Origin of the sequence: Nonomuraea sp. NPDC052129 (assembly GCF_040680095.1) — a bacterium.
GTDB lineage: Bacteria > Actinomycetota > Actinomycetes > Streptosporangiales > Streptosporangiaceae > Nonomuraea.
On the sequence record NZ_JBFAVX010000023.1, the window covers coordinates 117,632 to 129,934 of the forward strand.

The 12,303-nt window shown below is 66.9% G+C and carries 11 protein-coding genes and 1 riboswitch; of the genes, 3 read left to right on the forward strand and 8 right to left on the reverse strand.

Features of this window, described 5'->3' with window-relative positions; genetic code table 11:
- The first annotated feature begins 42 nt into the window (after positions 1-42).
- A complete protein-coding gene (locus AB0L53_RS38435; protein WP_364005028.1) occupies positions 43-5,082 on the forward strand; it encodes a type I polyketide synthase in 5,040 nt (1,679 codons plus the stop codon).
- Positions 5,083-5,088: 6 nt separating this feature from the next.
- Here the strand turns inward: AB0L53_RS38435 and AB0L53_RS38440 are convergent, their stop codons facing one another.
- Positions 5,089-5,787 (reverse strand): alpha/beta fold hydrolase, encoded by a 699-nt coding sequence (locus AB0L53_RS38440; protein WP_364005031.1) that lies wholly within the window; start codon positions 5,785-5,787, stop codon positions 5,089-5,091.
- A gap of 188 nt (positions 5,788-5,975) precedes the next feature.
- On the opposite strand from AB0L53_RS38440, the gene AB0L53_RS38445 reads away from it, so the two are divergent.
- Positions 5,976-6,674: a sulfite exporter TauE/SafE family protein gene (locus AB0L53_RS38445; protein WP_358551665.1), complete on the forward strand. Its 699-nt coding sequence runs from the start codon at positions 5,976-5,978 to the stop codon at positions 6,672-6,674.
- Positions 6,675-6,882: 208 nt separating this feature from the next.
- Here AB0L53_RS38445 and AB0L53_RS38450 read toward each other — a convergent pair whose 3' ends face one another.
- The 6 genes from AB0L53_RS38450 to AB0L53_RS38475 form a co-directional block, all read right to left on the reverse strand.
- The gene (locus tag AB0L53_RS38450) at positions 6,883-7,644 is read right to left on the reverse strand and encodes an ABC transporter permease (protein ID WP_364005035.1); all 762 of its coding nucleotides are present in this window, start codon (positions 7,642-7,644) and stop codon (positions 6,883-6,885) included.
- A 9-nt stretch (positions 7,645-7,653) separates the two neighbouring features.
- Entirely contained in the window at positions 7,654-8,418 is a 765-nt protein-coding gene (locus tag AB0L53_RS38455; RefSeq protein WP_364005037.1) for an ATP-binding cassette domain-containing protein, read from the reverse strand.
- A gap of 652 nt (positions 8,419-9,070) precedes the next feature.
- Complete coding sequence (locus AB0L53_RS38460; RefSeq protein ID WP_364005040.1) at positions 9,071-9,397, reverse strand: DUF1048 domain-containing protein; 327 nt, start codon at positions 9,395-9,397, stop codon at positions 9,071-9,073.
- Position 9,398: 1 nt separating this feature from the next.
- On the reverse strand, positions 9,399-9,755 hold the full coding sequence (locus AB0L53_RS38465) for a DUF1048 domain-containing protein (RefSeq protein ID WP_364005043.1): 357 nt from the start codon (positions 9,753-9,755) through the stop codon (positions 9,399-9,401).
- A complete protein-coding gene (locus AB0L53_RS38470; RefSeq protein WP_364005046.1) occupies positions 9,752-10,078 on the reverse strand; it encodes a PadR family transcriptional regulator in 327 nt (108 codons plus the stop codon). The genes AB0L53_RS38465 and AB0L53_RS38470 overlap by 4 nt, the downstream gene beginning before the upstream one ends.
- Before the next feature lie 179 nt (positions 10,079-10,257).
- The gene (locus AB0L53_RS38475) at positions 10,258-10,581 is read right to left on the reverse strand and encodes a multidrug efflux SMR transporter (RefSeq protein WP_364005049.1); all 324 of its coding nucleotides are present in this window, start codon (positions 10,579-10,581) and stop codon (positions 10,258-10,260) included.
- A gap of 18 nt (positions 10,582-10,599) precedes the next feature.
- A riboswitch (guanidine-III (ykkC-III) riboswitch) is annotated at positions 10,600-10,665 on the reverse strand.
- Between the two features lie 336 nt (positions 10,666-11,001).
- Between AB0L53_RS38475 and AB0L53_RS38480 the strand changes: the two genes are divergently transcribed.
- On the forward strand, positions 11,002-11,421 hold the full coding sequence (locus tag AB0L53_RS38480; protein WP_364005052.1) for a MarR family winged helix-turn-helix transcriptional regulator: 420 nt from the start codon (positions 11,002-11,004) through the stop codon (positions 11,419-11,421).
- Between the two features lie 340 nt (positions 11,422-11,761).
- Here AB0L53_RS38480 and AB0L53_RS38485 read toward each other — a convergent pair whose 3' ends face one another.
- Positions 11,762-12,118, reverse strand: coding sequence for a sec-independent translocase (locus AB0L53_RS38485; protein ID WP_364005055.1), 357 nt, complete (start codon positions 12,116-12,118; stop codon positions 11,762-11,764).
- Positions 12,119-12,303: the final 185 nt, after the last annotated feature.

Sequence of the window (12,303 nt, forward strand, 5' to 3'; positions counted from 1 at the left end):
CCCCGTACGGAGCGGCAGCAAGCGAATCGGAGGGCGGACGATATGGGCAACCTCGTTGAGCCGATCGCGATCATCGGGATGGCCGGTCGTTTCCCGGGCGCGGTCGACACCCATCAGCTCTGGCGGAACCTCGTGGCCGGCGAGGAGGCGGTGCGCTTCCCGTCCGAGGACGAGCTCCGGTCGAGCGGCGTGTCGCGTGAAGCGCTGGACGACCAGGCTTACGTGCGGGCGGTGGCCGAGCCTGAGGGCATCGACCTGTTCGACGCCGGGTTCTTCGGCCTGAACCGGCGTGAGGCCGAGGTGTGCGACCCGCAGCTACGGCTGTACCTGGAGACCTCGCACGCCGCTGTCGAGAACGCCGGTTATGACGCCTTGAGGCTCGGTAAGGCAGGTGTGTTCTCGTCGGTCGCCGCGAACCGCTACGGGGTCGGTCGCGTCCTCGGGAACCTTGAGGCACTCCGGAGTGCCACCGGCATGGCGGCCGGCATGTGGAACAACCCTGACAGCGCGTCCACGCTGGTCTCGTACAAGCTGAACTTGCACGGCCCCAGCATGACCGTGCAGACCGCGTGTTCGAGCTCACTCGTGGCCGTACATCTCGCCGTGAACGCGCTCCGGCTCCACGAGTGCGACATCGCTCTGGCCGGCGGTGCCGACGTCGAGTTCCCCGTCGGTCACGGCTACTGGTGGGCCCAGGACGGCCCGCTGAGCCGGGACGGCCACTGCCGCCCCTTCGACGCGGCGGCCACCGGCACGATCTTCGGCAGCGGCGTCGGCGTCGTGGTGCTCAAGCGGCTCGCCGACGCCATGGCCGACGGCGATCGGATCACCGCGGTGATCCGATCTGTGGCCGTCAACAACGACGGCGCGAACAAGGTCGGCTTCACCGCGCCCAGCGCCGATCGGCAGGCGGAGGTCGTGCTGAGAGCCATGGAGCTCGCCGGCGTGGGTCCCGAGGACATCGGGTACGTGGAGGCACACGCCACCGCGACTCGACTGGGTGATGCCATCGAGATCGCAGCGCTGAGGAAGGCGTTCAGTACTCGGGCGACGTCGGGACTCGTACCCGGGCGGTGTCCCATCGGATCGATCAAGGGAAATGTAGGCCATCTGGGTCACGCGTCTGGGATCACGTCGCTGATCAAGGCGGCGCTGTCGCTCGATCATGAGCAGATCCCCGCGAGCGTCAACTTCGCGGAGGTGAACCCGTTCCTCGAGCTCGGGAGCTCACCGTTCTTCGTCAACGACACGCTGCGGCCCTGGGCTCGATCGGCCGGCCGGCGACGCCTGGCAGGGGTCAGCTCCTTCGGCATCGGCGGCACGAACGCGCACGCGATCCTCGAAGAGCCGCCGCCCCGTGTAGTCGACCCCGCTCCGGGGCCTACGCAGCTGATCGTGTGGTCAGGACGGGCGCCGTCCGCGGCCGAGGCGTACCCGGAGCAGCTTGCCCGGTTCTTCAAGGAGAGCGCGGACCCGCTCTCCAGCGTCTCGTTCACGCTGCGGCAGGGGCGCACGCCGCACCCGGTCCGGGGCGCTGTGGTGGTCGAGAGCATGTCCGACGCGGCCAACGCCGTGCGTGACCATGGGAGGCGAATCGTCACCCCGGAGGAGCAGGCAGACCGAAGCACCGTGTTCCTGTTCCCGGGCGAAGGGGCGCAGCACGCCCACATGGCGGCGGAGCTCTATCGCACCGAGCCAGCATTCAGCGAGGCGCTCGACGAGTGCTTCGCTCTCTTCGATGCCTGCGGTCTGCCCCAGCGGCAGATCTGGGAGCGGGCGCCGGAAGAGCCGTCGCTCTTCAGCGTCGAGTACGCGCTGGGGCGGCTGTGGCTGGCGCTGGGCATCGAGCCCGACGCGCTGCTCGGCCACGGCATCGGGGAGTTCGCGGCCGCCACGCTCGCCGAGGTGTTCACCCTTCCGGAAGCGGTACGGCTGGTGAGCGCCCGAGCGATGGGCGAGTCGCCCCAAGACGCCGAGCAGTTCCGGTCAGCCCTCGACGGCATCGAGTTACGTCGCCCTCGGTGGAAGCTCTACTCCGCGTCCACAGGCGGCCTGGTGAGCAGCGTGGACTTCTGGAGCCGGCAGCTCACCCAGCCCGTCCTGTTCAAGCAGGCGCTTGAGGCTGTGTTGTCCGACGGTGACCGCGTGCTGGTGGAGGTGGGTCCCGGGCGGACGCTCACCACCCTGGCGCGCTCACATCCTCAGGTACGCACCAAGCGGCATTTGACGGTGCCGACGCTCCCGAGCGGGCCGTCCAAGGGCGCCACCGAACGCAGCTCGTTCCTTCATGCGCTGGCCCGGCTGTGGACCCTTGGCGCCGATGTGGACTGGTCGGCGCTGGCCGCGACGGGTGAACGCGTACCTCTGCCGGGCTACCCGTACCAGCGCGAGCGGTACTGGATCGAGTCTCCGAGCGCCCCCGCGCCCGTCCACGAGGCGCGGGAACCAGCGGGCCGTGCGGTGTTCCGTCTGCCCACGTGGGTGGAGGCCGCGCCGGCCGGGCACACCGACGTCTGGGACCGGCCACTGGTATTCCTGCCCGACGACGCGCGACGCGCCGCCGAGCTGATTGCCCTGCTCGGCAGGGCTGGGTGGGATGACGCGTTGCTGGTACGGCACGGTTCCGCCTATTCGGGAGCAGCGGACTATTCGGGAGACGTTTCGGGCGCAGTGGACCGGAGCTCGGAGTTCGTGATCCGTCCCCGCCACGAGGCGGACGTCATCCGGCTGCTGGACGAGCTGAGAGACTCGCGGCGATACCCGGAGCTCATCATCGACGCGACGCAGCTCGGCGGCGACCTGGCCGAACCCGGCCTGAACGACATCGACGACCAGCTCGACACCGGTTTCCAGCGGATCGTCGAGCTGCTGCAGGAAGCGGCGCGACGGGCGCCCGACAAGCGCGCTCGCGACGTCCTGGTCGTCACCGAGCTGTCCGCGGACGTGACGGGCGGCGAGAACGTGCACCCGGTGCGGGCCATGCTGCTCGGACTCCTGCGGAGCTACATCCTTGAGAACCCGCGCGCCATGTGCAAGCTCGTCGACATCCAGGGCGGCGTGACCGACGAGCGGCTGATCGCGGAGCTGTGCGGCCGTAAGCGATCCGAGATCGTCGCCCTGCGGGGGGATCGGCGTTGGGTGCCCGGTGAGCGGGAGTTCGTCCCTGACGGTGCGGGCCCTGTCGACCTGCGTCACAGGGGTGCCTACGTCATCACCGGCGGACTGGGTGGCCTCGGTCTGGCCGTGGCGCGTGGCCTGGCGGACACCGGTCTGCAACCACGGTTGCTGCTGCTGGGCCGCCATGTGACAGGCGGGCACGACGCCGAGCTCGCCGAGATCCGGGCTCTCGGCGCCGAGTGCCGCGTCGAGGCATGCGACGTGACCGACGTGGCCGCGCTGCGACGGGTGATCGACCAGGCGTCGGACTCCTTCGGGGGCATCAACGGCGTCTTCCACCTGGCCGGCGTGGCGGGAGGGGGCATGCTCCAGTTCCGGACGCGGGAGCAGGTGTCGCGAACGCTCGCATCGAAGGTCCACGGTACGTTGGCGCTGGTCGAGGTGCTGCAAGGCCGGGCGGACCTCGACTTCTTCGTGGCCTTCTCCAGCCGGGCGGCGCTCAGGGGCTTGGTCGGCGGTGCTGACTACGCCGCCGCGAACGCCTTCCTCGATGCGGTGGTACGCCGGCAGCCCTTGGCAGGCTGCGCCTCGATAACCATCAACTGGCCGTCCTGGGCCGAGGTCGGTATGGCTGCCCGCCAAGGGCGGCCGCCGCAAGACACGCCGTCGGATGTGCGCTGGTGGTCGACCCCGCTGTCGGCCGAGAACTATCCGATCCTGGACGAACACCGTATGGACGGCGTACCGGTACTGCCGGGCACTGCCCAGGTGGACTTCGTCCTGCGCGCCTTCCACGAGGCGATCGATCGCCCGAACGGGCGGCCCGCGCAGCTGCGCCACATGGTCTTCCGGAAACCGATCACCACCCCGGAGCCCGTGTCACTCGAGGTCGGCTTCGAACCGCACGAGGACCTCTGGCGATTCACCGTTCGCACCGCACCGCTCTCCCCCGACTCTCCTGACGGCTACCGCGTCCACACGACGGGGGAGATCCTGCTGGTGGACGCCGGGGCGGACACGGTGGACCTGGACGGGCTGCGCGCGTCGCTGCCTGAGCGGCGGATACCCGTGAACGACGCTGAGAACCGGCTGTTCACCATCGGACCGCGATGGCCGGGAGAGGAGATCTGGACCTCCGGGGAGGACATCAGCACGAAGCTCGCCGTACTCACTTTTCCCGAGGCGTTCGGCCATGAGCTCGACGAGCATGCGCTGCATCCCACCCTTCTGGACGCGGCGGTGTCGCTGGCGCGGGATCCTGACCTTGAGCCTCCGCACGCGCCCTTCGCGTACCAGTCGATCGTGGTGCACCGGTCGATACCGGGGCTCGCCTACAGCCATATCCGCCGACGCCCGAGCGGTTCGGACACGATCGTGGCGGACATCGACGTACTGACGGCCGGCGGTGACGTCGCCGTCGAGGTCAGGGGCTTCACGATGCGCCGCGTCGACGAATCCATGGTCGCCCCCGAGACCTCTCGTGAGGAGCGAGGCGCCGATGCCCCGTCATCGCCCGACGACGGGATCACGCCCGCGACCGGGGTCGGCATGTTGCTGCGTCTCCTGGGTCGGCCCAGCCACAGGCAAGTGGCGATCACCATGTCGGGGGACGACGCGGTCCTCAAGAACTCCCCCGAGGACATGCCAGACTCCACCGACGCCGACGCCGCCACCACCGAACAACCGACGGCCATGGCACGTGCGCCCGAGCGGGTCTCGAGTGGAGCGTCATCGGACGAGGCGTCGCTCGAAGCTCGGCTGACGGAGATGTGGTGTGCCGAATTCGGTGTGGAGTCGGTCCGCCCCGACGAGGACTTCTTCGAGCTGGGCGGCGACTCCTTCGCCGCGGTGGGTCTGGTCGAGGAGATCCGCAGAGCGTTCAGCGTGGACGTCGGCATCGCGGTGATCTTCGACCACCCGACGGTGGCCGAGCTGGCCGCCGAACTGCACCGACTGACGTCATAGCGGTGTTCAGCCACGAACCTTCCTGACCCATTCGTGAAGAGTCTCGGGAGGCAATTGCTCGACGATCTGGTGGCCGCCGTCGATCATGTGGACCGACAGCCATTCTGTCGTGTACTGGCTCCAGTCATTGAGGCACTCGGTGTTCCAGGAGCTCGCATCGTCCTTGGCACCGACCGCGATTATCGGCGCGTTGAGCATCGGACGCGGATCTGTCTCAAGATAGCGATTGAGCAGCTGATATTCAGACCGCCAGAGACGTGCGTACTCGGGGAGAGCCGCCGTTTCCATGATGTGTGACGGCGCCTCCAACTCCTCGGCCAATGCCCGGTCCGGCAACTCCGCCAAAGGCGAGACAGGCGTGCGATGCGGCGGGTACTGACACATGACGACGGTGCCGCGAAGCTGTCGCTCCAGATGCTTGGCCGCCTCCAGGCAGACCAGAGCACCCATGCTGTGGCCCACGAGCACGACATCCGTGGCGCCAGAGTCCGCGATGAGGGCCGCGAGCGCCGCGCCGCGCTCGTCAACGGAGGGCACATTCATCGGCTCGCTCCAGTTGGCCCGGCGGACGACAGGTTCCCGGCCCGGCTCGTTCCACCGCTCCACGAACTTCGTCCGGCCGCCCAGACCGGGAACGAAGATGACGGCCTGGCCACCATCGAGTGCCGGGCTGACAATGTAGCTCGCAGACTCCTGACCACCCATTTCATTCGCTCCTATTGACAAGTGACGAAGTACAAGGGCCAACCATTTACCAACGTGTAACTACCCCATCCCGGACAGTCTCCATATATCGCAACACCAACCGCCAGAGGCAAATTTTCCGAGAATACTGGTTCATTTCAGTAGATCATGGCAAAGTGTGGCAGGTGTCCACGCTGCTAGCTGCCGCCGTGATTATCCTGATCGCTTCAACAGTGCACGCGGTGACCGGATTCGGGTACGCCCTCGTCGCCACTCCCCTACTGGCCCTCACGGTCGACCCTCATACAGCGGTGGTCGCCACGACGATGTCCGCCCTGGCCATGACCGTCACGATCGCCGTGCGTCAGCGTCACCACGCCGAGTGGAAGGTGGCCATGATCGCCATGGCCGGCATTGTGCTCGGCATGCCGCTCGGCCTCTGGGTGTATGGAGTGACGTCCGAGCGAGTGCTCACGGCGCTCATCGGGGTCGGAGTCCTGGGCTGCACGGTGATGGTGTGGCGGCGCGTGAAGGTGCCGGGGAATGTTCCCGTACTGGTGGGAGTCGGCTTCATCTCCGGCGCACTCTCCACCTCGACCGGCACCAATGGGCCACCGATGGTCGCCGCCTTCCAGGGCATGGGCTATGACCCCACCAAGTTCCGCGCCACCCTCTCGGTGGTGTTCGCCGGCACCAGCGTGCTGAGTCTGGTCGGATTCGCCGTGGCCGGCGAGGTGAACACCCAGTCGATCTGGATCGGAGTGGTGGGCCTGCCGATCGTGCAGCTGGGGTGGTTCGCCGGCAACGCGGTCTTCCGCCGCATCGATCCGGACCGCTTCCGCAAGGTGGTGCTGGCGGCCCTCCTCGTCAGCGCGGTAGTGACCCTCTCCGCCGCACTCAACGGCTAGCGTCCGCAACGCGCCTTACAGCTTTGACAGCTTTTACAGCTTTTACGGCAGGCCCGGTGGGCCCCAACCGCCGCACGGGGTCGGCCTCTGTCCAGGGAGACGCTCCTCCGGTGGAGGTGGCCGGCCGCCGTGACGAGACGGTGAGACCGCCCGCGTGGACTGCCGGCCCAACTGGCTTCCGAGAGGAGCAGCGGCTGCCGCACGTGGCCTAGGAGATCTTGCGGCGGTAGGTGTTCATGGCGAAGGCGTAGGCGACGACGAGGATGCCGACGCACCAGGCCAGGGCGATCCAGATGTCGGTGCCGACCGGCTGCTGGGCGAACAGGGCGCGGATGGCGTTGACGATGGAGGTGACCGGCTGGTTCTCGGCGAAGACGCGCAGCGGGCCGGGCATGGTGGCGGTGGGCACGAATGCCGAGCTGAGGAAGGGCAGGAAGATGAGCGGGTAGGAGAATGCGCTGGCGCCTTCCATGGTCTTGGCCGACAGGCCGGGGATGACGGCGATCCAGGTCAGCGCCAGGGTGAACAGGATCAGGATGCCCGCCACCGACAGCCACGCCAGCACTCCCGCCCCCGAGCGGAAGCCCATGAGCAGGGCCACGAGCGTCACGACCACGAGCGAGATCAGATTGGCGACCAGCGAGGTCAGCACGTGCGCCCACAGCACGGACGAGCGCGCGGTCGGCATGGACTGGAAGCGCTCGAAGATGCCGCCCTTCATGTCCATGAACAGCCGGTATGCGGTGTAGGCGATGCCCGAGGCGACCGTGATGAGCAGGATGCCGGGCAGCATGTAATTCACATACGAATCCGACCCTGTTCTGATCGCGCCGCCGAACACGTAGACGAACATCAGCATCATGGCGATCGGCATGATCGCCGTCGTGATGATGGTGTCCGGGCTGCGCGTGATGTGGCGCAGGGATCGTCCCAGCAGGACGGTGGTGTCGGTGAAGAAATGCTTGCTCATTGTTGTTCCTTATGCCTTCGTGCCGACGAGGGTGAGGAAGACGTCCTCGAGGGTCGGCTGCTTTTCGACGTATTCGACCTTGGCGGGTGGGAGCAGTTGCTTGAGCTCGTCCAGGGTGCCGTTGACGATGATCCGGCCTTCGTGGAGGATCGCGATCCGGTCGGCGAGTTGTTCGGCCTCGTCCAGGTACTGCGTGGTGAGCAGCACCGTTGTGCCGCGGCCGGCGAGCTCCTTGACGGCCTGCCAGACCTCGATGCGGGCCTGGGGGTCGAGGCCGGTGGTCGGCTCGTCGAGGAAGATGACCGGCGGGTTCCCGATGAGGCTCATCGCGATGTCCAGGCGCCTGCGCATGCCGCCGGAGTACGTCGCGACCTTCCGTCCGCCCGCGTCGGTGAGTGAGAAGCGGGCGAGCAGGTCATCGGCGATCTCGGCGGGTTTCTTGAGATGCCGCAGCCGGGCGACCAGCACGAGGTTCTCCCGCCCGCTGAGGATCTCGTCGACGGCGGCGAACTGCCCGGTCAGGCTGATCGATTCGCGTACGTCCGCGGCCTGGGTGGCGACGTCGAAGCCGTCCACCCGTGCCGTCCCCGCGTCGGCCTTGAGCAGCGTGGACAGGATCTTCACGACCGTGGTCTTGCCGGCCCCGTTGGAGCCGAGCAGGGCGAAGATGCTGCCCCGCGCCACGTCGAAGTCCACGCCGCGCAGCACCCGCAATTCCTTGTACGCCTTCTCCAGGCCCTGCACCTGGATCGCCGCAGCTTGCTGTGTCGTCATCAGTCTGTCCTGTCCTTTGTCGTGGTGTTTCTCGCCGGCGGCGCGCTCGATGGCAGTGGCGAAGCGGTTCCGCTCGTAGCCCCCCGGGGCAGCTACTTAGCGCTGCTGGATACCAGTACAAAGTAACACTGACTACTAGTACTTAGCAACACCGAATAGTGAAGGTTTGGGCGTGTGGGTGCGGGCGGCTTGATCGCCGTTCGTGAGCGAGTCCGTCATCCCATGGGCGAAGACGGGCTCCGCCGGATCACTGGAGAGTTCGATCGTCGCGGCCGAGGCGGGAGCGCCCCGCGATCACGAGTGCAATCGCTGAACTGTTCATGGCATCCACCATCGCCGAATGCGCTGATACCAGCCCGTTGCCGTGCTGACACGGACGCTGACACGACACCGCGGCAGGTCCGATACCCGCCGGCCTGGCACGCCCCCCGAGGGGCGGTTCGGCGTCCACAGAGCCCTCGCCGGGCCCCTGGGATCTCACCGTCGGCCGCCCGCTGGACCTGCGGGCAGGTGTCCACCAGCCGAGCGCCGCGGGTGACCGCGACACCGGCTTCGGCGGGAGACAAGCGGCACGACTCGGCGCGCGCAGCGGCAAGCGGGCTGTCGATGGCCAGGGGCCCGAAGAACTCCGCCTGGCGCCGGTCGACGGGTGTTACTTCTCGGCCGTGCCGGATTCCCCGCTGATGGACTCCTGATAGATGTCCGCGTAGGTGCGCGAGTCCTTGATCAGGTCGTCGCAGAAGGCAGCGACGTCGTTGCCGATGAGTTCCAGGATTCCCCTGTCGGCCGCGACGCCCTCCTCGAAGAAATCGAGGATCCCTGAGAGCAGGGACCCGTCAAACAAGTCGATCGGTCCGACCTTGAAGAGGTACTTCTGAATCTCCTTGTAGACGATCCGGTAGTCCGGCGGGAGCGCCTTGACCCGCGCCATGTGCGCCCGCCACTGCTTCTTGCCCTCGATGATGTCTTGGATGCCCACGTCAGCCTCCTAGCCGGCCCAATTTCCTTGCGACGTTCCTGTTCAACTGCTCGCGCCACCGGTCGCGATAGCCCCGAGCCCCTTCTCCGCCGACCAGCGCCGCGCAGAAGCCCGCGATGTCGTCACCCAGCACCTCGTGAATGCTCTGCTCATCGGCCGCTGTCTCTTCGAGCAACCCCAGGGCGCTGTCGAGGATCGGCATCAGGTTGCGTCCCGAGAAGTCCCCGTAGGGAAAAAGATGACCCTTGATCTCTTCCCACGCCGCCCGGTATTCGGCCGGCAATGCCGCGGCCCGGACTTCGAACGCCTTCCAGTCCCTGGTGAGATCGCTGCCTGTCATGGCCTCCCAGAAGTTCATCTCCCGCCCTCCTTGAGCTTGTCGATCCGTGATGTGACATACGCCCATTTCGCCCAGAACCTCGTGAGCTCTTGGCGCCCCGCGTCGTTGAGCGCATAGAACTTGCGCGGCGGGCCCACCCCGGACGGTCGTTTCGTCACCTGGACGAGCTTGTTCTTCTCCAGCCGCAACAGGATGGTGTAAACCGTCCCCTCGACGACGTCGGCGAAGCCGAGTTCGTTCAGCCGACGCGTGATGGCGTACCCGTAGGTCTCCTCGCTGCCGATGATTTCAAGCACGCAGCCCTCAAGCGTGCCCTTCAGCATCTCCGTCAGGTCGTCCATCGTGGTTCCTCTTCGATCTCCTAGTACTTTGTAGTACCGAGTACCACTACACAGTAGCACAGAGTAGAGAAGAAATGCCTAGCGAGCGGACCGGCAAACTAGAAAGGGTCATGGCCGCACGCCCGCGCAGCTCCACGGGCGTGTGCGACCGCGACAACGCCCCCGGTGGCGCCAAGGCGTCAGTGGCTGCCACCCGCCAGGTTGAGACCGACAACGCCGAGGAGGATCAGCGCTATCGAGGCGATCTTGAGGAGGGACACGTCTTCTCCCAGCACGATCATGCCGAGAGCGGCCGTGCCGACGGCACCGATGCCTGTCCAGACCGCATAAGCCGTACCGATTTCGAGAGTCCTGAGCGCCAACGCCAGCAGGCCGAAGCTGAGCACGGCGAAGACGAAGAAGCCGATGCTCGGCAGCAGTGCGGAGAATCCGTTGCTGTGCTTGAGCGAATAGGCCATGGCGACCTCGAACAGACCGGCGACAATGATCATGAGCCAGGCCATGACAGCCCCTTTCTTCAAGGAGCGTCGTCTTTGCAGGCCGGGTACGGCGCATCTCGTCCGGGTGGGACCCGATCGGCCCCACATCGCTGACAACGGCCGCGACCACGTGAGGATTCCCGGCCGCGGCCCTGCCTGGCTGGGGGCTCATCGTCCGGCACGACAAGGACAATTGCTCAAGTGGCGAATGCGGACGATGCCGGAACAGCGGACCCGCGCTGCCCGCGCCGGCGTTGTTGAGCAGGAGGTCGACGGTCAGGCGGCGGTCGCGCAGCTCTCGCAGGTCACCATCCGAGCGGGCCAGCAGGATCAAGCACGGTGACGTCGCGAAAGTCTTCTTTCACCAGGCCCGCATTTTTCAAGTCTCGAAGCATCGAAGCTAGGACGATCCTTCAATTCTCGAAACGTCTATAAGATGGCGGCATGACCACGCCCGAGCTAACCGCGGTGGTGGCCGCGACCCACGAGATCTGGATGCGGACCAACGACCTGATCGGGCATGCGCTGGCCGGGCACCAACTGACACCGGCGACGTTCCACGCGCTTTGGGCCATCGACCCGGAAGAGCCGCCACCCTCGATGAAGGTGATGGCCGAACGCCTGTATTGCAACGCCCCCAACCTCACCTTCATCACCAACCAGCTCACCGACCGGGGCCTGGTGGAGCGCGCCGTGGACCCGGCCGACCGCCGCTCTCGCGTCCTGGTCCTGACCGCCAAGGGCCACGAGGTCCGCGACGAACTGGTCCGGACGGCGCTGGAGCAGACCCCGCTGGCAGCACTGACCGATAGCGAACTGCGGCAGCTCATGGCCCTGCTGAACCGTGCCGTCCGACCCGACTGACTCACCCAGCACTCCCAGGAGTCGGGGTCGTGAAGCCCTGGAAGCGGCTGACCGCCGCAAGACGGCAGAGGAAGGCGCGTGTGACCTACGTGTCGATCACTTCGTCGTCGCGAGTCCAGCCGCGGATGTCATCGCGGTCGAGCCGGACATCGGCATCACGGGGATGCGGCGGGATCGCATTGCCAGGGGTGACGTGCCGGCGCCCCACGGTCTAGGTCCGGTCGTAGACGACCGCGCCGCACACCGAAACCCCGGCTCAGGTCACGTCCGCGTCGTACCCCGGCTCAGGTCGCTTCCGCGTCGTACCCCGGCTCAGGTCGCTTCCGCGTCGTACCCCGGCTCAGGTCGCTTCCGCGTCGTAGGGAGGCAATTCGCCGTAGCCCAGCTCGTCGACCGGCTCAGGATCGTAAGAGGTGGTGACGGGCTCCAACTGCTGGGGCTTGTTGACCCAGTCGTCCTCGTCCTCCAGCAGGTGCTTGCGGACGAAGTTCTTGGGGTTGAGGTCGCTGGGGTCGAAGTTGGAGAACTCCGGGCCCAGGCCCGCCCGCAGGTCGTCGCGTGCGCTGTTGGCCATCCGGCGCAGGTTGCGCAGCGTCTTACCGGCTTGCGAGGCCGCCTGAGGCAGCTTGTCGGGACCGAAGACGAGCAGCGCGATGACGACCAGCGCGCAGATCTCCATCCACCCGAGTCCGAACACCGTTTGCTCCTACCGCAGTCCAACCAAACCGGGGACAACCCGACCCCTCAAGACTAAGGCCAAACCGCCCCGGCCAGGTCGCCAGCCCCCGTCTCGGTTCAGCAAGACCACGTAGGCGGTCTCCAAGACCACGCGGGCGGTCTCACCGTCTCGTCGCGGCGGCCGACCACCTCCACCGGAGGAGC

Excerpts from the sequence above, each read along its gene's own strand:
- AB0L53_RS38440 (WP_364005031.1), bottom strand. The coding sequence starts at position 5,787 with ATGGGTGGTCAGGAGTCTGCGAGCTACATTGTCAGCCCGGCACTCGAT.
- AB0L53_RS38470 (WP_364005046.1), bottom strand. The coding sequence starts at position 10,078 with ATGGACGACCTGACGGAGATGCTGAAGGGCACGCTTGAGGGCTGCGTG.
- AB0L53_RS38475 (WP_364005049.1), bottom strand. The coding sequence starts at position 10,581 with ATGGCCTGGCTCATGATCATTGTCGCCGGTCTGTTCGAGGTCGCCATG.
- AB0L53_RS38450 (WP_364005035.1), bottom strand. The coding sequence starts at position 7,644 with ATGAGCAAGCATTTCTTCACCGACACCACCGTCCTGCTGGGACGATCC.
- AB0L53_RS38480 (WP_364005052.1), top strand. The coding sequence starts at position 11,002 with ATGACCACGCCCGAGCTAACCGCGGTGGTGGCCGCGACCCACGAGATC.
- AB0L53_RS38455 (WP_364005037.1), bottom strand. The coding sequence starts at position 8,418 with ATGACGACACAGCAAGCTGCGGCGATCCAGGTGCAGGGCCTGGAGAAG.
- AB0L53_RS38435 (WP_364005028.1), top strand. The coding sequence starts at position 43 with ATGGGCAACCTCGTTGAGCCGATCGCGATCATCGGGATGGCCGGTCGT.
- AB0L53_RS38465 (WP_364005043.1), bottom strand. The coding sequence starts at position 9,755 with ATGAACTTCTGGGAGGCCATGACAGGCAGCGATCTCACCAGGGACTGG.